General features: G+C 34.7%; 23 protein-coding genes. 8 read left to right on the top strand and 15 right to left on the bottom strand.

What is annotated here, in order from left to right:
- Nucleotides 1–54: 54 nt before the first annotated feature.
- From SNE38_RS10850 to SNE38_RS10835, 4 genes are all read right to left on the bottom strand, one after another.
- Nucleotides 55–813, bottom strand: a complete 759-nt coding sequence (locus SNE38_RS10850) for a metallophosphoesterase (RefSeq protein WP_336046479.1) — start codon at nucleotides 811–813, stop codon at nucleotides 55–57.
- A 133-nt stretch (nucleotides 814–946) separates the two neighbouring features.
- The gene (locus tag SNE38_RS10845; RefSeq protein ID WP_336046478.1) at nucleotides 947–1657 is read right to left on the bottom strand and encodes a LysM peptidoglycan-binding domain-containing protein; all 711 of its coding nucleotides are present in this window, start codon (nucleotides 1655–1657) and stop codon (nucleotides 947–949) included.
- Between the two features lie 80 nt (nucleotides 1658–1737).
- A complete protein-coding gene (locus SNE38_RS10840; RefSeq protein ID WP_336046477.1) occupies nucleotides 1738–3183 on the bottom strand; it encodes a RecQ family ATP-dependent DNA helicase in 1446 nt (481 codons plus the stop codon).
- Complete coding sequence (locus tag SNE38_RS10835) at nucleotides 3180–4220, bottom strand: helix-turn-helix domain-containing protein (RefSeq protein ID WP_336046476.1); 1041 nt, start codon at nucleotides 4218–4220, stop codon at nucleotides 3180–3182. Before SNE38_RS10835 ends, SNE38_RS10840 begins: the two co-directional genes overlap by 4 nt.
- Nucleotides 4221–4322: 102 nt before the next feature.
- Here SNE38_RS10835 and SNE38_RS10830 point away from each other — a divergent pair, with 102 nt between their 5' ends.
- The 5 genes from SNE38_RS10830 to SNE38_RS10810 all read left to right on the top strand — a co-directional run bounded on the left by SNE38_RS10830 (nucleotide 4323) and on the right by SNE38_RS10810 (nucleotide 6986).
- Nucleotides 4323–4571, top strand: a complete 249-nt coding sequence (locus SNE38_RS10830; RefSeq protein ID WP_008404945.1) for a ferredoxin — start codon at nucleotides 4323–4325, stop codon at nucleotides 4569–4571.
- Nucleotides 4572–4721: 150 nt separating this feature from the next.
- A complete protein-coding gene (locus tag SNE38_RS10825; protein ID WP_191702591.1) occupies nucleotides 4722–5498 on the top strand; it encodes an enoyl-ACP reductase FabI in 777 nt (258 codons plus the stop codon).
- 86 nt (nucleotides 5499–5584) lie between these two features.
- On the top strand, nucleotides 5585–5866 hold the full coding sequence (locus tag SNE38_RS10820; protein WP_191702590.1) for an excalibur calcium-binding domain-containing protein: 282 nt from the start codon (nucleotides 5585–5587) through the stop codon (nucleotides 5864–5866).
- A gap of 16 nt (nucleotides 5867–5882) precedes the next feature.
- Nucleotides 5883–6581, top strand: a complete 699-nt coding sequence (locus SNE38_RS10815) for a glycerophosphodiester phosphodiesterase (protein WP_336046475.1) — start codon at nucleotides 5883–5885, stop codon at nucleotides 6579–6581.
- Nucleotides 6582–6806: 225 nt separating this feature from the next.
- On the top strand, nucleotides 6807–6986 hold the full coding sequence (locus SNE38_RS10810) for a hypothetical protein (RefSeq protein WP_191702588.1): 180 nt from the start codon (nucleotides 6807–6809) through the stop codon (nucleotides 6984–6986).
- A gap of 152 nt (nucleotides 6987–7138) precedes the next feature.
- Here SNE38_RS10810 and SNE38_RS10805 read toward each other — a convergent pair whose 3' ends face one another.
- Nucleotides 7139–7339, bottom strand: coding sequence for a cold-shock protein (locus SNE38_RS10805; RefSeq protein ID WP_191698200.1), 201 nt, complete (start codon nucleotides 7337–7339; stop codon nucleotides 7139–7141).
- Between the two features lie 390 nt (nucleotides 7340–7729).
- Complete coding sequence (locus tag SNE38_RS10800) at nucleotides 7730–8143, bottom strand: MarR family winged helix-turn-helix transcriptional regulator (RefSeq protein ID WP_191702587.1); 414 nt, start codon at nucleotides 8141–8143, stop codon at nucleotides 7730–7732.
- A gap of 167 nt (nucleotides 8144–8310) precedes the next feature.
- On the opposite strand from SNE38_RS10800, the gene SNE38_RS10795 reads away from it, so the two are divergent.
- The gene (locus SNE38_RS10795; protein ID WP_191702586.1) at nucleotides 8311–8814 is read left to right on the top strand and encodes a CarD family transcriptional regulator; all 504 of its coding nucleotides are present in this window, start codon (nucleotides 8311–8313) and stop codon (nucleotides 8812–8814) included.
- A gap of 222 nt (nucleotides 8815–9036) precedes the next feature.
- A complete protein-coding gene (locus SNE38_RS10790) occupies nucleotides 9037–9546 on the top strand; it encodes a DUF3231 family protein (protein ID WP_191702585.1) in 510 nt (169 codons plus the stop codon).
- A 132-nt stretch (nucleotides 9547–9678) separates the two neighbouring features.
- Here the strand turns inward: SNE38_RS10790 and SNE38_RS10785 are convergent, their stop codons facing one another.
- The 5 genes from SNE38_RS10785 to SNE38_RS10765 form a co-directional block, all read right to left on the bottom strand.
- Nucleotides 9679–10590 (bottom strand): ABC transporter ATP-binding protein, encoded by a 912-nt coding sequence (locus SNE38_RS10785; RefSeq protein ID WP_191702584.1) that lies wholly within the window; start codon nucleotides 10588–10590, stop codon nucleotides 9679–9681.
- Between the two features lie 10 nt (nucleotides 10591–10600).
- On the bottom strand, nucleotides 10601–11812 hold the full coding sequence (locus SNE38_RS10780) for an ABC transporter permease (RefSeq protein WP_336046474.1): 1212 nt from the start codon (nucleotides 11810–11812) through the stop codon (nucleotides 10601–10603).
- A gap of 12 nt (nucleotides 11813–11824) precedes the next feature.
- Entirely contained in the window at nucleotides 11825–12940 is a 1116-nt protein-coding gene (locus tag SNE38_RS10775; RefSeq protein ID WP_191702582.1) for an ABC transporter, read from the bottom strand.
- 265 nt (nucleotides 12941–13205) lie between these two features.
- On the bottom strand, nucleotides 13206–13745 hold the full coding sequence (locus SNE38_RS10770) for a PadR family transcriptional regulator (protein ID WP_191702581.1): 540 nt from the start codon (nucleotides 13743–13745) through the stop codon (nucleotides 13206–13208).
- Nucleotides 13746–13799: 54 nt separating this feature from the next.
- Nucleotides 13800–14945: a YhgE/Pip domain-containing protein gene (locus tag SNE38_RS10765; protein WP_336046473.1), complete on the bottom strand. Its 1146-nt coding sequence runs from the start codon at nucleotides 14943–14945 to the stop codon at nucleotides 13800–13802.
- Between the two features lie 489 nt (nucleotides 14946–15434).
- Between SNE38_RS10765 and SNE38_RS10760 the strand changes: the two genes are divergently transcribed.
- A complete protein-coding gene (locus SNE38_RS10760) occupies nucleotides 15435–15602 on the top strand; it encodes a hypothetical protein (protein ID WP_191702579.1) in 168 nt (55 codons plus the stop codon).
- Between the two features lie 423 nt (nucleotides 15603–16025).
- On the opposite strand, the gene SNE38_RS10755 is transcribed toward SNE38_RS10760, so the two are convergent.
- The 4 genes from SNE38_RS10755 to SNE38_RS10740 form a co-directional block, all read right to left on the bottom strand.
- Nucleotides 16026–16349 (bottom strand): histidine kinase, encoded by a 324-nt coding sequence (locus SNE38_RS10755; RefSeq protein WP_225223626.1) that lies wholly within the window; start codon nucleotides 16347–16349, stop codon nucleotides 16026–16028.
- A gap of 103 nt (nucleotides 16350–16452) precedes the next feature.
- Nucleotides 16453–16743 carry an alpha/beta fold hydrolase gene (locus SNE38_RS10750; RefSeq protein ID WP_191702578.1) on the bottom strand — a complete coding sequence of 97 codons (291 nt, stop codon included), beginning with the start codon at nucleotides 16741–16743 and terminating at the stop codon, nucleotides 16453–16455.
- Between the two features lie 49 nt (nucleotides 16744–16792).
- Entirely contained in the window at nucleotides 16793–17269 is a 477-nt protein-coding gene (locus SNE38_RS10745) for a DinB family protein (RefSeq protein WP_191702577.1), read from the bottom strand.
- A gap of 248 nt (nucleotides 17270–17517) precedes the next feature.
- Nucleotides 17518–18486 (bottom strand): hypothetical protein, encoded by a 969-nt coding sequence (locus SNE38_RS10740; RefSeq protein WP_336046472.1) that lies wholly within the window; start codon nucleotides 18484–18486, stop codon nucleotides 17518–17520.
- Between the last annotated feature and the right edge of the window lie 61 nt (nucleotides 18487–18547).

Below are 18547 nucleotides of genomic sequence, written 5' to 3'. Positions count from 1 at the left end.
AGTAACAGCTCCTTAATCAAATACAATAACCTTATTATATTGCTCTTTCTTATTTTACGAGGACTTCTCTTTGAAATTTATTTCTATTAAATGGCACTCAGGCTTTGCACCGAATCGCAATGGTAATAGAGTAGTACCATAGCCGTTGCTTACTAGTTCATAGCGGTTACGAATCTTTTTGAAATATCCATGCGGTTGGAATCCCAATTTTCCCAACCGAATTTGGCCTCCGTGCAAATGTCCAGCAATACTAAGTATTGGTTGGAATTTATGATGGATTTTTTTAAATAACTCTGGGTTGTGAGCAATAAATACTGTCTGCGATTCCTCACAATGTTCAATCGCACGTTGAATATTTCCTTCTCCTGGTCGATAGGAAACCGCGCTGATCGTTAACTCATTTTCGTTTTCCAGTTTTATTGATTCATTTTCAAGTATACTAATTTCGTGCTTTGCTAATATTTGGCGAAGCTTATGTTCCCCAAATTCTACATCATTATTCCCCCATATAAAATAGGTTGGCCCGAGTTGCTTGATGAGTCTTATATTATGAAGCAAAGTTTCTTCAGTTGTACGGCGATCTACAAAGTCTCCGCCAATTATGACAGCACTTACTCTTTTGTTTATCGATGTAATCATCGTGTCATCAATTTTGCGAGCATGTGTATCGGAAATAAAAAATATATGAACCTTCTCCTGTTGTTTACCGATTGTATGTACTTCATGCATACGAAGGTTATTTTCATGTGCCTGCATATACATAAAAAGCAGCAATACAATACAAATACTCCCGATTATACCAATAAAAACCATGCGCCATCCTCCAATATAAAAGCAAATACTGTTTATACATTATCCATTTTCAACGTTTTCTTAACAAATAAAAAGACGAGCGCCAAAACGGATCGTCTTTTTACATATCGATATACGAAATGTTTTACTGCTCTTATGGAACTATTACTAAAACTTGCCCAGCTGAAATACTATCAGATGATAAATTGTTGGCAGCTTTTATTTTTTCAATATATGCAGGGCTACCGTTACCGTAGTACTTTAACGCAATTCGATATAAGTTGTCCGATGAAGAAACTGTATGTGTTTTTTGCTCAGCTTTAGCTGCTTCTTGTGCTTTTTTCTTTTCCTCAAGCTCTTTTGCTTTTGCAGCAGCAACTTTTTGCGCTTCTTCGGCTTTTTTGGCTTCTGCAGTATCTTTTTCTGCTTTTGCCTTAGCTAATTTTTCTTCTGCCTTTTTTGCTTCTTCCGCTGCTAAGCTCTCTTTTTCTGCCTTTTCATCATCGACTTTGGCATTTTCAGATGCTTTTTCAGTGTCTGTTTCTTCTTTATCATCATCGCTGCTAATAGAGGCAGGAGTTTGCGGATTTTGCTTTTGAATTTCTACTAAATTTTCCTGCCCACCGCCACTTGCGCCTTCTTTTGCAGATGTGCTTGGTTCATATAGAAGCCATACGTACCCTAAAATTGTTAAAGGAATAAAAATTAAGACAACCGTTAAGACTGTCATCATTGGGTTTGATTGTTTTTTGGCACTCTTTTTTCCGTGTCTGCTAACACGCGACGCTTTTGAACCTGACTCGTTATGTAGGTCAATCTCTTGGCGATGCTCTTCTACCTTCTCTCGGTAATCTTCTTTTGCCATGTTCTGCACCCCTCCAACTACTAAAAATATAACTTTATTATGACGAATTTCTCCAAAAAAGGCAACGGTTCATGAGTATATTACAAGTTTCGTGCTAGTAATTTGTCTAAGCGCTGTTGCCAATTTGTCATTTTCACTGTTGTTTTAGATGCATCTCTCTTTTGAACAAGATTAGAGAGTTCTATTCCACAGTTTGTACAGCAATTTTCCTGTTGCTCCAATAATTCTTGTCCAAAGTAACGAACTACTTGTCTTCGCATACATTCCTGGTGTGAAATGAGATTTAAAACAAGCTCCACTTCTTCAAACTTTTTCAGTTGTAAATCAAGCATTCTACTTTTTACTTTTTCTGCAGATTCCCGCGCTAACCAATAACTTAAAACTCGAAACACAACTTCCGACAGCTCCCCTTTTGTATATAGAGATTCTGGGTGTTCACCTGCAGCAACGGTTTGCATAAATCGATCAATATGCACTTCTTTTGGCAGATCTTCCGTGGCGATAAATTTAGCAAATTGCTCATCTCCATCACAATATAGCAAAAAGGCAACAGCGGAATTTCCATCTCGTCCTGCTCGACCAATTTCTTGCATGTAATTGGACAAAGTAGCAGGCATTGTTTCATGAATTACCTGTCGTACATTCTCTTTATGGATACCCATTCCAAATGCATTTGTTGCAACAATCCACTCTAGTTTCCCTGCTAAAAACTGCTGTTGGATAAATTGGCGATCCTGTGTTTCCTTTCCGGCATGGTAAGCAGCGGCGGCAACATTCTGCTGGATAAGCTGCAAACTAATTGCTTCGGCTTTCGCCCTGGATTGTGTATAAATGATTCCTGGTCCCGCTGTATTTTTCACATGTTCAATAATCCACTCAATCTTTTCTTCTCTATTCATAAAAGCTTTTTTCACTAAATGAATGTTTTCTCTATTTACAGTGTGCATATATTGAAAAGGCTCATCCATATTTAAATACGATTTAATGTCTCTTAGCACTGAATCAGTAGCCGTTGCAGATAGTGCAAGTATTGGCGGTCGGTTCGATTCGGGAAGTACTTCTCCAATACGCAAATAGTCTGGACGGAAATCAAAGCCCCATTGTGAAATGCAATGTGCTTCATCCGCCACAATCAGTGACAGCTCCATCTCCTGGATACGTGCCTTTACCTGAGGTTGCAGCAACATTTCCGGAGAGACAAAAATAAATCGATACTCCTGCAGAAAATGAAGTGCATATTTTTTTTGTTCCATTGTTAAGAAAGAATTAAGGGCGACAACCCGTTTTTCCCCCCGTTGTTTCAATTGGTCAACTTGGTCCTGCATAAGTGATAAAAGCGGCGACACAATTAAAACAGGTTTTTGAAATAAATACCCTGGCAATTGATAGCAAAGTGACTTCCCCATTCCAGTTGGCAAAATGGCGACAACATCTTTTCCCTTTAAAATATTTTCGATAATTTCTTCCTGCCCCGACCGAAATGTATCATATCCAAAATATTGCTTTAATGCGCCTTGTAAATTCATGTTGTAATAGCTCCTTTCGCCAATGTTAGCCTCAATTGAAAATAACTTAAATGTGGTAATATTTCCTTCAATGTTTTTAAACGTTTCGTTCCATAATCTTCGACTGCCGCTAAAACTTGCTGCTGTTCTTCTATCGTTATAAATGGCTCGATGGAAAAATTTGTTTCATTCATTGCCATTTCAACAATATGATCTTCAATCGTATTGATTTTCAAACGGCGAATTTGGCTAATCTCCTCAATGGTTCTTCCAACCTTGTAAAGCTTTGCAGTTGCATTGGCTGAAGAAGTCAACAGAACTTCAACACGAATGTTTTGCATTATATCATGTAATAATGGATATTGAGCTGATTTATGAGACAGTTCATTTAGCCATGCATGTAGTCCGCTTATATAAAGAAGCTGTACATCCATTTCATGCATTTCATAACCAAATGCCAGCTGTTGCCATGTAAAACCAGGTTCGTTATAGCCTGATAATCGATAGATCATTAAATCTTTTATCTTTTCTTCTATTGTAAGCATCGACAGGCTTACTGATATTTCACTATGCAATGCCTGCTGCAGCAATTGCTTTTGGTATTGATGGCGCAGTAAAAACTGACGGACCCATTGCTGTATTTGTTCATTCCTTTCGATGGGAATAAACGTGTTTTTTTGGTGTAGCTGATGAGATAAACTTTGCACAATAAGTGATACCCGACTAAAAAACAAATGTTCATTCCCACGGTAATGCCAACTATCAAAAGAGATGGGTAATGATTGTGCAGCAAGTTGTTTTCCATATTCCGTGATACTATAATAACCATTCTCTTCAATTAAAATAGCATTTTTAGCAAACAACAAATCAATCTGCTCATCGAATTTTTGACGTGTAAGTTTTGGTAGCAGACCAAAGAAAGGGTATAAATTATATAGCCCTACATCATGAATGGTCTGCCCTGACCTCTTGCCTTTTAAAAGATGAAAAGCAGCAGAAACTGTTCTTTCTTGTTGGAATGTATATAATATTTTCAAAAGAATTTGTTGGATTAGCATATCAAATCCCTCATTTTCGTAGTATTAGGTTGAAAAGTACTGAAAACACATTTAGAATAAATAAGAGCTTTATGGAAACGAACGGATAAAGGAGAGGTAACAATGCCAAAATATACAATCGTAGATAAAGATACATGTATTGCTTGTGGCGCTTGTGGCGCTGCTGCACCAGATATTTATGACTATGATGATGAAGGTATCGCTTTCGTTATTTTAGATGATAACATGGGGACTGCCGAAGTTCCAGAGGATCTACTAGAAGACATGCAAGATGCATTTGAAGGCTGCCCAACAGATTCTATTAAAGTGGCTGACGAAACGTTTGATGGCGATTCTTTAAAATTTGAATAAAACGTAAGTCAATGAAAGTGATTCTTTAATTTTTTATTAAAGGGTCACTTTTTATTTTTCTTTTTTCATATTGCGGATCATGATTAGAGATGTTATAGTTATTATTAGTAGTAGGTACTAATAATAACTAACTATTGTAGGGGTGTCGTTATGGATTTAATGCAATTAACAGGGAAGAATATAGTCGTAATGGGCGTTGCCAATGAGCGAAGTATTGCCTGGGGGATCGCGAAAAAGCTTTTTGAAGTAGGCGCTAATGTCATTTTTACATATCGCAAAGAGCGTTCAAAAGGGAAAATCGAAAAACTTTTAGTAGGTTATGAGGATCACAATACAGCTGTTTTTGAATGTGATGTAAATAGTGATGAGAGCATCGAAAAGGCATTCACTCTAATTGGGGAACAATATAAAGTCATTCACGGAATCGTCCATTCAGTTGCTTTTGCACATGCAGAAGATTTGCATAACCGTTTTGTTGAAACAACACGTGAAGGATATGCTTTTGCACAGGATACGAGTGCATACTCTTTAATCGCCGTAACAAAAGCAGCAAAGCCTTACATGACGGAAGGCGGATCTGTTGTGACAATGACTTATTTAGGTGCCGAGCGTGTTCTTGATGGTTATAATGTGATGGGCGTGGCAAAAGCTGCACTTGAAGCTTCTATGCGCTACTTAGCAGCAGATGTTGGTGCGGATAATATCCGTGTAAATGCCATTTCAGCTGGTGCCATTCGGACATTAGCAGCAAAAGGTGTACCTAGCTTCAATCAAATTTTACACAAAATCGAAGAAACAGCTCCGTTAAAACGCAACACGAACCAAGAAGAAGTTGCTGATATGACAATCGTTATGTTAAGCAAGCTATCTCGGGGCGTGACAGGCGAAACGATTTATATCGATAGCGGTTATCATATTATGGGTTAGACATAAGCGAATTCACAGCCTCCCTTGTGAATTCGCTTATTTATTTGGTAAAATATTGGAAAAGGATTTTTCAGGAGGAATTTACTATGAAAAAATATATTTTATCCATTTTACTAAGTGCCACACTTATCGGATCTCTTTCTATTTCAACAATTGAAGTCGAAGCTAGTACGAAGGGCAAAATAAAGTTAGTTGAATACAAAAATTGTACGGATCTTAATGCTGTTTATAAAGGCGGCGTGGCAAAAGCGGCAAATGTTAAGAATAAAGGCGGTAAAACGAAGCACCAACCGTTCGTCTCTGCTGAATTATATAAATTAAACAGCAAAAGTGACCGTGATAAAGATGGCATCGCTTGCGAAAAATAGGAAAGTAGGTAAATACATGAATATTATTGCCCATCGCGGATTCAGTGCAAACTATCCTGAAAATACAATAATCGCTTTTCAAGAAGCGGCAAAGTTAGATGTTTGGGGTGTGGAGTTTGACGTTCATTTAACTAAAGACAATCAATTAGTTGTCATTCATGATGAAAAAATTAATCGTACGTCAAACGGCAAAGGCTTTGTAACGGATATGACATTGCAGGAACTTCGTGCTTTTGATTTTGGCGCTTCGTTTGCTTCTGAATTTGCAGGACAAACAATCCCTACCCTTACTGAAGTTTTAAATATATTCAAGCCTACACATCACATTATTAATATTGAGATAAAATCAGATATTTTTGAATATCCTGGTATTGAGGCACTTATCGCAAACGAGATTCATGCTTTTGATTTAGAAAAGCGTGTCATTATTTCTTCCTTTAACCATGAAAGCATCGCACGCTTCCAGCAAATTATGCCTAATGTTAAAACCGCGCTGTTATTTGCGTCGCTTGTAGTTAATCTGGAGGAATATGTGAAGAACTTCAAGAGTGATGCCATCCATATCCCCTACTACTATGGCATGCGATCAATTATACAGCGAGCTATTAAAAACGGTGTTATTGTAAGAGCCTATACAGTCAACGATGAAAAAATGGCCAGTCAAATGGAGGCCCTGGGGGTTGAGGCAGTGTTCTCCGATGTAGTAAAAATATAAATTAATGAAAAGTCTGTTTCAAATAATTTTTTGAAGCAGACTTTTCATTTGTAATATTTTGATTATTTTTAGAAAAACGCTTTCAAAGAGCTAATATTGTTTAAGTTCATTTTATCGTCAAATTATTAACAAATCCCCGCATTTTTTAATCATTTTCTTTGAGGTCAGACATCTACTTACTGTATATTTAGAGTAACAACAAACACCGATTCGGAGATGAAATATATGAATACAGAAATTTTAACATTTGTTGAAAAAATGGAAGCAACCGTATTAAACGATTTAGTCACTACAGATACTTCCGATTTATATGAAATTGCAGTTGAAATGATTGCTGAGCATAAAGATGCATACGTAAATATTTGCCAAGCATATGAAGTAGTAAAACATAAACTGCTTGGTTAAACACTGAAATATACAGCTGAAAAGGCTATATGTACATGAATAAAGACAAACTCTTTTCTAAGGGTTTGTCTTCTTTTATTTGTATCGGTTTACAAACAAAAAAAAGAGCCATCCTAATATAGGATAGCTCTTCTATGGTTACATCATTAAAATTAAAGTTTTACGATGTTTGTAGCTTGTGGGCCACGTTGACCGTCTTCAACTGAAAACTCAACTTTTTGACCTTCTTCAAGTGATTTGAAACCTTCACCTTGAATAGCTGAGAAGTGAGCGAATACGTCAGAACCGCCTTCAACTTCGATAAAGCCGAAACCTTTTTCTGCGTTAAACCATTTTACTGTACCTTGTGTCATATAAATGACCTCCATTTAATTAAATTTAATAAGATCGCAATTCTTCCAAAGAAAAAAATTCACATATTACAAAAAGCACAAAATAAAACACTAATACTCTTTGTAATAGGTGAATTTATTATTGTCTTGTAACCAATCTCATTACACTAACTATACAACAAAAAAACTCATCTGTCTATTACAAAGTTTTAATTCATTTTCTTTTAATAATTTTTTTCAATTAATTCTTTCTATTCGTAAACAATTCTACTTGGTATGGTCATTCCATAATCCAGGTCAACAAAATCGAATATACATAATAAATTAAAACGAAAAAATCAAAATCGTATACCTCTATATCTCTCCTTTTAAGTGAGGTATACGCTTCCTTATTGTAAATGGCGATAGATATTAATTTTTCACGAGAGGTTTTTTAAGCATCTCCAACAGCATTTCATATTCCTTATCCCCTATAGTTCCCCTTACCATCTCTTCTATTTCCAACTCCATCTTTTTGCTCTTATTAATTATATCTATTCCTTCTACCGTTAAATGAGAGACTTTCTGAACTTTCGATTCTTTTTTTAATTCGGTAGTGATTAGCCCCTTATCTTGAAGAGAAATAATGAATTTATGAACCCCCTGTTTAGAAATATCCAACTGTTTCACTAACTCAGGTACTGTTACATAACCTTCATGTATATTTTTAAGCACGAACCATTCCGAGCTTGTTAAATGAAGTTCATTGTTTTCAATCCACATTATTTCTGCCCGTTGGCGTAACTGTTTATGTTGTCGATATAATAATTCAATAAAATCAATCATTCAAATATCCTTCTTTCTATCTACCTATTTATTAAATACCATGAAGCATCATACTAAAGGAAAAACATTTATTCAAGTCACAACACTGAGCGTTTAAGTCAACTAAGTTGACTTAAATGCTTATTTACTATAGAATTGAAATTATAACTATCTTTGGAGGCGTATGAATGTATAAAATTGGTGACTTAACTAATTATAAATCGCATGGTATTTGTCGGATCGACGGCATTATGGAACAAAATTTCACAGGAAAACCTATGCTTTACTATGTTATGAAATCAAAAATTAAACCAGGCGTCACTTTATATCATCCTGTCGAAAGCAGTAACTCACAACTCGAAAAACTTTTAAGCCATAGTGAAGCAGTGCAAATTATGAATTGTTTTTCGAATGAACCTACCCAATGGAATGACCGTAATACGAATCGTCAAAGAAACCACGCAATAATTTTAAATACGAGTAATCATCTTGAAGCTGCCCAATTAATGAACACGCTCCTACGTAAAGATATTGAATTACAAAAAAATGAAAAAAAAATAACTTCCCAAGATTCACAAATTTTACAACAAATTTCAATAATTATTTTGGATGTATTGGAACTTGCTTTAAAGCAGCCAAAAGATATAATCGAGAAAGAAATATACAAAAGAGTTCACGGAGTGCCAGCTTAAATAAAGTTGGTTTTTACATATCGTCTAAGTAAAATTCGATGCAACAATTAATTTAAAAAATAATTATTTATGTACGCCAGCTCCCGCCGATGCGAGCTGGCTTTTTTTAATGACTTTTGATACTTCTTGGGCACTTCTTTAATTACATATGAATTAAATTTCTTTAATTGTCTCATACTACCGTTGTATGTGATTCACCTAATTTTGAAAGGAAGTGTAATTGTGGGTATATTTACTGGCAATCCAAAAGATGAACCTTTACATTATGGTGAGGTTTTTAGTATTTGGACAAATTTAGCTACCGGTTACGGAATGATAGCAGGATATCAAACATTCTATAATCACGCCGGTGACCAGGACTTGAAAAAAATTATCGAGGATTTTATTCAATGTGCACGAGATGAAGTGAAGCAATTGGAAAAAATACTTAAAACAAATGGTGTTGCCCTTCCTCCTGCACCACCGGAACGCCCTGAAGCACGAATCGAAAATATTCCACCAGGCGCAAGATTTAACGATCCGGAAATTAGTGCAGCCTTATCTATGGATGTCGCTGCAGGTTTAGTAAGCTGCAGTCAAGTTATGGGTATGGCGATTAGAGAAGATATTGGCTTATTGTATGCTCAATTCCATACAGCTAAAGCACAGCTTGGAGCTAAGCTATTACGCCTAAATAAAGAAAAAGGCTGGCTAATCCCTCCACCATTACATGTACACCATCCCCTTCATTAATAAAATGACCAAAATGCTACGGAAATATGTTCGATTTAAATAGCGGATAATTAGATATCCAATTAATATTTTGAACACGATTTTCAACTTCAAAAAAGCCTTCGTCAAATTGAAATGACGAAGGCTTTTCCTTTATACAACTTCATGATAATACAGAGCGTATAAATCATTTAATGTTACCTTACCAAATGCAAAGTCCATTACATTATTCTCAACTAAAAAGGCAGTTAAATCGCTTAATAGTTGCTGTTCCGAGCTTGGAAGATGGAGTAAAGTCATCTCTGTAACCAACGTTTGCTGCTTAATCAACGGATATTTTGTTTTCAGCAGCTCTTTAACAGAATCATCCATATTTTTCACACGGATTGTTTTAATCTTTGCCTGACTAAATCCTTCAATAATCTCATTCGTATTGACCAACTTGCCTTCATTAAACAGGAAAATCCGGTCTGCATACTTCTCCAGATTATCGAGTAAATGGGAAGCAATGATAATCATTTTCCCCTCTGCTTTTTTCTTCAATAAAATTTTCGAGATAATTTCTACATTGTTCGGATCCAAGCCATTCATTACTTCATCCATCATCATAATATCCGTATTTGCCACAATTTGCATAGCAAAGCATAACCTCTGCCGCATTCCGAGGGAGTAAGTCCCTGTTTTTTTATTCACATAATGCCCCATATTCAACGCTTCTATTGTTTCATCAATTAGCTTTGGATCCGACTTCCACATGGCAGCGTACATTTTCAAATGTGTCCGTCCGCTTAAATGGTTGTACAAGTCGCTTTGGTCCGGCATCATGGACACGAACTGATGAATCTTTACTTCGTTTGATTTGCTTGAATAGCTTAAATTACCGTTAAATAATACTTTTCCTCTTGTTGGCTGCAAATAGTTCATAATGACATTCATTAGCGTCGATTTCCCTGTTCCGTTTGGTGCAACAAGGCCGATCATTTCTCCTTGATTAAACTTTATCTCAATGTCATTTAACACTGTACGTGTTCCAAATTGCACCGTTATGTTTTGAATATCAATCATGTTACCCCTCCTATTTAATCAATCTAAAGCGCTTCGATAGTGAAATAAGTAATGTTAAAACAAGGATAATTGCTGCACTCGCTAACAATAATTTCAAGCCGAGCATGTCGTGTAATCCTTCACTTGTAAAATAGAAATTTTGATATTTCGATACAATATTCCCAACCTGGACATAAGATATTGGAAAATATTCGACATTCCAGAAATAGCCGACACCACGACTTGCGTAAAAGCGATCACCAAAAATAAGTAATCCTCCCACCAACAAATTAAACATTTCTTGGCGGAATATAATACTGCATAATAGTACTGCTGAAACAATTACTACCATCCAAGTTGCTAATAATAAGAAGCAGCGGAATAAAAATATCCCCATAGACATATGAACAAATTTACCTTGCTCATTTGCAATCAATTCATAGCCATAAACAGGAACTGGTAAATCAAGGTTCCCAAAGCCAAATTGGAAGCCAACAATCATCAGACCAACGATAATCGGAATCCATAGAAACACACTGCCTATTAATCCAACAAATACCTTAACCAATAGCCGCTTCCAGTCTGCAATTGGAAAACCCTTTAAAACAGATGGATGACGACGATCCTTCGTTACGATATCAATTGTCAGTAATAGCGTGGCAATTAATAGAATGTATGGTAAAGGTCCCTTCAATAAGCGTTCTAATGTTTGAAGTGCCGTTCGTTGTTCTAAAATTTCAATCGTTAAATCGTACCATACACGTTTATATGTATCATAACGCTGAAATTGTTCAAAGTAGGCATAGTAAGCTTCCTCTTCAGCAAATCGTCTGTCTTCCATATAATAGCGTGGATTGTATGCGAGTAATTCGTTACGATAAGTATAGACATTGGTGTAATAGTACCAAGCACTCGTTTCATCTGCATACTTACGTAAGTCCCCTTCATCAAGAGCTTGTAGACGTCGCTCATCATAAGGATTCAGGAAACCAAACATACTGACAGCGTGTCCAACAGATTCATGATAACCATATAAACTTTTACCAAACATCGAGTCTAAAAATTCCGCACGAGTTAAATACCTCGCCTCAATTTCATCATAGTCTACCTTTTCTATCGGGTCATAAGCCGGCGCAAGTTTAAACGCATAAAAGAGAGCCGCAAATGTCAGTAAAGCAAACACTGCAATATTTTTCTTGCTCGTAAAAAATTGCTTCAATTCAAAAACAAAATATCTCCGCATATCCGTCCCCCCTTACGCTCGATTTATTTTCCCAGTAGTGAAGAAGCGCTGTATAATAACCAGCATCAACACAATACAAATGACCATAACAATAAGCCCTTGATTCATCGTAATCGTTGTTGACTTTTCTAAATCAACCGGAACACCAGCTAAAATTTCATTAAAGCTCATAAAATTGAACGGATTATATGGAAACAGACTAATCAGTGATGGGAATAAAATCGGTAAAAAGAACAAAATAAAGTGAACAAATAAAGTTAAATACATGTTTTTAAGGAGTACGTTCAAAATAATCGATAGTAGCATGATAAAAATTGATATGACAATCATGTACAGTACAGCACGTCCAATATAGGAAATACTTGAGACGAGTGTCGGTTCACCTAAAAACACACGAACAGGTTCTGTTATATCTCCAAAGCCATTTCTCAAACTTACAAGCGCACTCATAAAGATGAGCGCAATAAATGCGAGCACATATCCAAACGCAATGACACATTTCGAGAGGATGTATTGGTCAAATCGTACTGGATAACCTTTCACTAAACTCGTATGTTCAAAGTCATCCAACAAGATTGAGCTCGTGTAAAAGCTAATAAAAATATACCAACCAAAGCCAGCAATACTGAAGAAATAAAGTAGGAACGGTATGTAATGTGATAAATCACTGATTGTTTGTTTCTCGGAATCTACCATCTGTTTAAAATACATATAGTTCAGTGTATTCTCTAGCTTAGTAGGCAATAAATCTGCAACTTTTTCATAGTCCTCCAGATCAAATGCCTCTTTTCGAAGCTCTGCTGTAGTCATTGAAGCCTCATAATACAACTGATAATTATCCATTGTTAATGCCGCTATTTGTAAGGCAATCGACCTGTTTTGCTTCGTCAAATTTTTAAAAAGATCACTACCATCCCCATCTTCAGAAGCATCTTTTACCTGAAACTTTGACAGTGCTGCGCGACCATTATAAAAATCACTCTTCTTTTCATCTAGCTGCTGCCCAACCTCCTGTGCCTTAATGAAAAACATCATACCAAACACGACAACTACGACAGCTAATAGCGCCACCAAGTTTTTACGATTCGTACGTTCAATCAACAACCCAACTTTTAACGCTCGTAACACGAATGCAACACCGCCCTTTATATTTCATTTTTTGGAAAATTAAGTATCTTATATTAGAATAATCTAATTATTCGGTATTTACAATACCAAAAACCACCAGAGCTTAAGTCCTGGTACTAAAGTATTGAATCAATTTGAAATGTTTTTCACTTCCTAAAAACGACAAAATAAAAGCACCCTGTAAATTACAAGATGCTTTGCACATTATCAAATTCACTTATTAACTTTAGGCTTACAGAATTGCGCCCAATAATTAAAAAAGGTTTTAGTCTAGTTCTTTACTTAATTGCTCAAGGATTTGTTTAATCGTTTTGATTTCAATGTCCAAACGAGACAACATATAGTTATTTGTAATATTAATCGTCGGTTTATACACTTCGCTTACATCTAATCGCTCACAAAGAATTTTAAACTGATTTTCCTTTTGGCCAATCTCTTCAAGCTTTCCCTCTAGAATTCTTATTATTCGTGCTTTATCAACAAATCTTAAAAAGAAAAGCCCTATTACAAATTCCTTAACGTCCTCACCTTTCTCAAAAAGATTATAAATTTTTTTCGGTAACATCTCTCTTCCTTTCTCTGTAATTGCGAATACTTGTTTATCAGGGCGATGTTCTTCTTTAATCACTTCTACTTGCTCAATTAAGCCGGACTTTGAAAGAGAATCAAAGTGATAATAAAGCTTACTTTCTGTTAAATTCCCAAGTTTGTCTAATGGAAGTGGTTCCGAAAGCTGCTTTTTCAATTTATATGGATAGCTTTTTTCCTCCATAAGCATGCTTAAAATGTAAATTTGAATCGACATAATATCCTCCCCCTAAAGAAAGAGCCTCAATCATTGATTGAAGCCCTTTCTGTATTATTGAATGATTTGCTTTTCTGTTGGCTCTTTTTTGTGTAGAAATGTAACGATTAAGAAGTTAATGAATAGCGCTCCTAATCCCACTAACACTAAGCCCCATACAAATGGTGATTGAGCTGTTGAACCGAACATCACTGCAAGATTCGATTGGACAGCGTGATACATCGGCGTGATGTAAGAAGCGACATAAAAGTAGCCATCCATCATTTCACGTGGCATTGTAGCACCATTAGCAATCGTTTGAGTTAATAATACAGGTATGTTTAAAATCATACCCGCTTCACCCACTAAGAATGTGAAGATTGCGCAGAAGTTAAAGGCTACAAAATACGTTAAAGTCTGTTGGCCAAAAACTTGCAATAAAATATCACTATTTAAATCAGCAATTAAGAAGGAAATACCTACTGCAAGAATTGAGGATACAACGGCAATAATTAATGCTGAAATTTGAACATAACCAAATAATTTAAAGCGAGATGCTTTCCCACGACTTTGTTTATAAGCTTGAACTAACTGCATTGCTGCAATCATTGCCCCTACATAGGCTGACATTGTTAAAAACATTGGCAGCATACTATTGTGCATTCCATCTGGTATATCATTTGTAATGACATAATTCCCTATATATGCTTGATCAATTTGTTGGGCCAATTGTGCAGCTTGCTCCTCAGGCACATTCATATTCATTAAAATCCCTTGAGCAGTTTGTGTTGAAAAGCTTGTACTTAATTGATTATTAATTTCTGTTACAATCGCGCTCATTGACGATGATACCATTGTAGCAGATGCTTCGTTTACGGTGAAGTCAATTTGAGCTGACTCCCCGTTCTGAGCACTTTCCGTAAAGTTTTCTGGAATGTGAATGACTAATGCTAATTTATTATCTTCTAATTTATTTAACGCTTTTTCATTAGATAAATTAGACTGAATCTCAAATGGTAAACTTTCCCCTAACTGCGTGACGATTTGCGCACCAGATTTACCAGCATCCTCGTTAACTATGGCAATCTTTAATTTATCCATATTTCCTGGTAGCGCTGTATATCCTAGTAAAAAAATTAAAAGCATCGCAACTGCATAAAAGATACCCATAAATACAGATGCACCAAAACCTTGATTTTTCATAAATTTATTAAATGGCATTAAATAATTCTCCCTATATAAATAGTCAAAGTACTTTAACTAAAGTACTTAGTATAAAGTATAGTATATTATTATTTTAAAAAAGTAAATGATTTCATCTTTTCTTTTACTATGTACTTCTAATAATGCAAAAACAAATTAATATGATATTTTAAAAGTATTGTAAAAAAGCAATACATTTGTATGCCTTTACGTTTTTACGTTTTTAAATGTTTCTAAATCAAAGTTTTGGGAATACACCAAAAAGGCACGAGTCTTGTTCAAAATTAACGTTCCTGCCTTTTACGACTCTATTTTAATAAAACTTTTTATACAAATGTCGGAAAGTTAACGTAGCACATCTATACTACTTCCTGTTTCCCAATCAAAATCTTTAGATATTACACTTATCTATTCCTATAATTTGGTTATTAAATTTTTTTAAAAATACTTTTAGACTTCTATTTTTGGGGGAACAACAATAATAGAAACATTAAAGGAGTTTTTAAAATGAACATTTCAAAAATTTTAGGTGCTAAATACGCTAATTTAGAAACTGCCAAAGTATTTGTTAAGCCTGGGCAAGTAATCGTTACATATGATGAAAAAACATATTATATTGTAAAAAAAGACGTGTTTAATCATGTTCTCTCTCCGTTAGCGTACTGTGCCGCTTAATTCTTGAGAGAGTATTGGTCAGTAAAACAAAAAAAGTGTTGGAGCCTACAGCCCCAACGCTTTTCTCTTAGTACATCTTCATATTTGATTGCGTTCCTACTGGTGAACAGAAGTGTGGATTCTGTTCCTATATAATAGGTGGAAATTTAGTTCAATAAGAATAATGATAAATCAATGTTTCGTGGAGTTCGTACATTATAAAACACTGTAGAAGAAAATTATTAGTTTGTGGGCAAAGCAGAAAATCATTTGTGGGCAAATTTTATACAAGAAAATATGCATAAGGGTTACGGTCATTTATCTATTTATCTTCTCATTCTAATTTTAAATATAAAAAAAGCATTCCCTCAAGAATGCTTTATAAGTCAGAATATATTGTTATTTCCTTAAAATATTGCTGATGCATGTTGCAATAAACGTTCTTTAATCAACCTGATTTTTACGATAAATCTCAGTAAGATCTCTTATATAAATTAATGAATAGTCATCTCTAATATCCACTTCAAAAAAGTAATAATTTTTTGTTTCTATATCTTTAACCTCTATTTCCCACAACCCCATTCCTCTTCGATAATTGTTTTCATCTGATTTTAAATTTTCTCTACCAATGCCATAGTTAGTTTCAATATAGTTTTCCACGTAGTTATAAACGATAGCGTTTCGAGATTTAGAATTAAAATAATTGTAATTAGCAAAAATAACTACTATACAAAATAAGAGATTAAAGATAATTATTTTTTTTTTCATTTCTCTCTCCTTCCGCCACATAGACTATATCCTATTTTTAAAACTATATAAGTTTGATTTTTATGTCTTTACTAACCACTTTAACAATAAAGAAATTTTAATATTAGTTAATTGATAAACTAACCATCGATATAATTGCAGAGTTAACGTTATAATTCACATCCAATATAGTACTACTAGTCAATAACGTTTGAACTCCAATTTTTCCTCTTCCTCTTAAATTTAAAGAAATACAATGTCTAGGAAAAAAAGACTTCGTTTCTTCAATAAATTGTTCTGCATTTCCTAAAGCTCCAGGGATATATACAAGAGGTAATAAGTCAGGAACATGGTCATTTGTCTCGATATAATGGATATTAATGCCGGTATTTGTGAACTTATCAGTATAGTTCATATTGCCTCCCGAATTTAATCGTATATTCGCTATATTTCAACCCTTTAATTTAATATGTATGAATGGAATTAAACTTCCTTCCAATAAAGTTAGCAGGCACGGGGATGATTTCTAATTCTCTTGACCAAACAGAGAGTTGACCAATGTGATGGATTTCATGTGCAATAATATGGTGAAGTATTTCATCCACAGTGTATGTATCTTTATCCCAAGGAACACTTACAACTTCCCCCTTTAATTCATCTAAATTTACATTTAAAAATTCTGCTATTTCTTTTTGGAATGATTCCGAAAGAGACTTAACCATTTCAAGTGAACTATAATCTGAAAACCGAACTACTACATCTTCCTTTCCTTGAATACCACGTACCCAACTATATTCCACTTCAGCAATATGAAAAAGGGTATATAAAATACTTCCTACTCCACCTTTGCGTTTTTTTAACAACTCTTCAGCAGTTAATTGCTTACACCATTCAAACCATTCATCTCTTACATTCCAGTTATATTCAAAAAAATTCTTCATTAAAGCACTCCCATTTTATAAAGTAGTTTGAAGATATAAATTAGCTTTCTATACCTAAATTCCTCTTTTATTGAAAAATAATTTAACCCGTTAATTTAAGAGCATAGCTTTACAATTCCCCCTAAGGCATACTTCTACAATCTGTCTTTATTACTGAAAAAGCACAATTCTTTTTCAAGAATCGCGCCAGATTTTGGAAGATCGTTTAGCGGGATGGGTCGTTACTTACTTTTAAGAAGAATATTTCTTTACTGAGAATATAATTCCGAAAAAAATGATTGGAACTCCCGAATATTATTTTTTATACTAGCTCTAGAATAAAAGTGATAAATATAGTTATCTTTCTCCCAATGGACCATCCAGCTTTTATATTTGGTATTTTGGCGACATAAAATAATTTCATTAACTGGGATGTGTAAAATAGATCCACTCACTTTTTTGATATTCCAACTCTGCCTAGTTCCAATTTTATTACCTGTAAATTGAGGAAGCGGATCTGAGAATTTTCTAGGGGCAATCCATATCCAAAACCCGTTAGTAAAGTCTTCTTGAGAACGATATAAAAAATGATACTCTGTATCAGATTCATATTCTTTATAACCTATTGAGTCTAAAATAAATTCATTATGATTTTTAGGTATCTTAATTCCTAGGTTTTCTTCAATTTGTATTTTCTTGTTAGCCTCGTACCAAGCTACACGAGAAACTTCGTCATCGGTATTCCATTTGGATCTATTATAACGAGCGGTGTAACTACAGGTAGTAAAAGACTGTTCACCTATTGTGCGAATTGAATCGTTATCAACTGCTTTTAAACCTTCTAATATTATTAAAATTTCTTTTTCATCAAAAGTACCCTCTATTACAGAGAGTTCAATATTAGTGAACCATCTACAAAAACAAGCAGCTTGATTACCTTTGTAATCGATACCAATAAAACCGACTATACCTTCTATTTCAAAAGACTTCCCTTGCTGTATTAAATTCGTATCCGCTGTAATTACAGGTATCGCCCAATCATAAAAAAATTGTTTAATGCGAAGGACTTTTCCTTTACTATGTATTTCAAAACGAATTGAAGAACGTTGCTTATTTGTTTCTTTTTTTAACGTAATATTTTTAAAATTATACGTTTCATGTAATGTAGGCATTAATATTACGAAATTCGTATATTTTTGAGCTTCTTTTATTTCACCAATTAAAACTTCGTTAATCACTTAAATCCCCCTCATCCAATTTTCACATAAAGAAACTCATATTAAATCATTCATAAGTCCA

Origin of the sequence: Solibacillus ferritrahens (assembly GCF_037027585.1) — a bacterium.
In the GTDB taxonomy this organism is placed as follows: Bacteria; Bacillota; Bacilli; order Bacillales_A; family Planococcaceae; genus Solibacillus; species Solibacillus ferritrahens.
This window is presented reverse-complemented; position numbering and strand designations above follow the sequence as displayed.

Bases quoted from the DNA above. Each gene is read 5' to 3' on its own strand.
- SNE38_RS10745 (WP_191702577.1), bottom strand. From the start codon at position 17,269: ATGAAGAATTTTTTTGAATATAACTGGAATGTAAGAGATGAATGGTTT.
- SNE38_RS10820 (WP_191702590.1), top strand. From the start codon at position 5,585: ATGAAAAAATATATTTTATCCATTTTACTAAGTGCCACACTTATCGGA.
- SNE38_RS10800 (WP_191702587.1), bottom strand. From the start codon at position 8,143: ATGATTGATTTTATTGAATTATTATATCGACAACATAAACAGTTACGC.
- SNE38_RS10805 (WP_191698200.1), bottom strand. From the start codon at position 7,339: ATGACACAAGGTACAGTAAAATGGTTTAACGCAGAAAAAGGTTTCGGC.
- SNE38_RS10850 (WP_336046479.1), bottom strand. From the start codon at position 813: ATGGTTTTTATTGGTATAATCGGGAGTATTTGTATTGTATTGCTGCTT.
- SNE38_RS10770 (WP_191702581.1), bottom strand. From the start codon at position 13,745: ATGTCGATTCAAATTTACATTTTAAGCATGCTTATGGAGGAAAAAAGC.
- SNE38_RS10815 (WP_336046475.1), top strand. From the start codon at position 5,883: ATGAATATTATTGCCCATCGCGGATTCAGTGCAAACTATCCTGAAAAT.
- SNE38_RS10795 (WP_191702586.1), top strand. From the start codon at position 8,311: ATGTATAAAATTGGTGACTTAACTAATTATAAATCGCATGGTATTTGT.
- SNE38_RS10760 (WP_191702579.1), top strand. From the start codon at position 15,435: ATGAACATTTCAAAAATTTTAGGTGCTAAATACGCTAATTTAGAAACT.
- SNE38_RS10785 (WP_191702584.1), bottom strand. From the start codon at position 10,590: ATGATTGATATTCAAAACATAACGGTGCAATTTGGAACACGTACAGTG.
- SNE38_RS10825 (WP_191702591.1), top strand. From the start codon at position 4,722: ATGGATTTAATGCAATTAACAGGGAAGAATATAGTCGTAATGGGCGTT.
- SNE38_RS10810 (WP_191702588.1), top strand. From the start codon at position 6,807: ATGAATACAGAAATTTTAACATTTGTTGAAAAAATGGAAGCAACCGTA.
- SNE38_RS10840 (WP_336046477.1), bottom strand. From the start codon at position 3,183: ATGAATTTACAAGGCGCATTAAAGCAATATTTTGGATATGATACATTT.
- SNE38_RS10780 (WP_336046474.1), bottom strand. From the start codon at position 11,812: ATGCGGAGATATTTTGTTTTTGAATTGAAGCAATTTTTTACGAGCAAG.
- SNE38_RS10835 (WP_336046476.1), bottom strand. From the start codon at position 4,220: ATGCTAATCCAACAAATTCTTTTGAAAATATTATATACATTCCAACAA.
- SNE38_RS10845 (WP_336046478.1), bottom strand. From the start codon at position 1,657: ATGGCAAAAGAAGATTACCGAGAGAAGGTAGAAGAGCATCGCCAAGAG.
- SNE38_RS10755 (WP_225223626.1), bottom strand. From the start codon at position 16,349: ATGAAAAAAAAAATAATTATCTTTAATCTCTTATTTTGTATAGTAGTT.
- SNE38_RS10765 (WP_336046473.1), bottom strand. From the start codon at position 14,945: ATGCCATTTAATAAATTTATGAAAAATCAAGGTTTTGGTGCATCTGTA.
- SNE38_RS10830 (WP_008404945.1), top strand. From the start codon at position 4,323: ATGCCAAAATATACAATCGTAGATAAAGATACATGTATTGCTTGTGGC.
- SNE38_RS10750 (WP_191702578.1), bottom strand. From the start codon at position 16,743: ATGAACTATACTGATAAGTTCACAAATACCGGCATTAATATCCATTAT.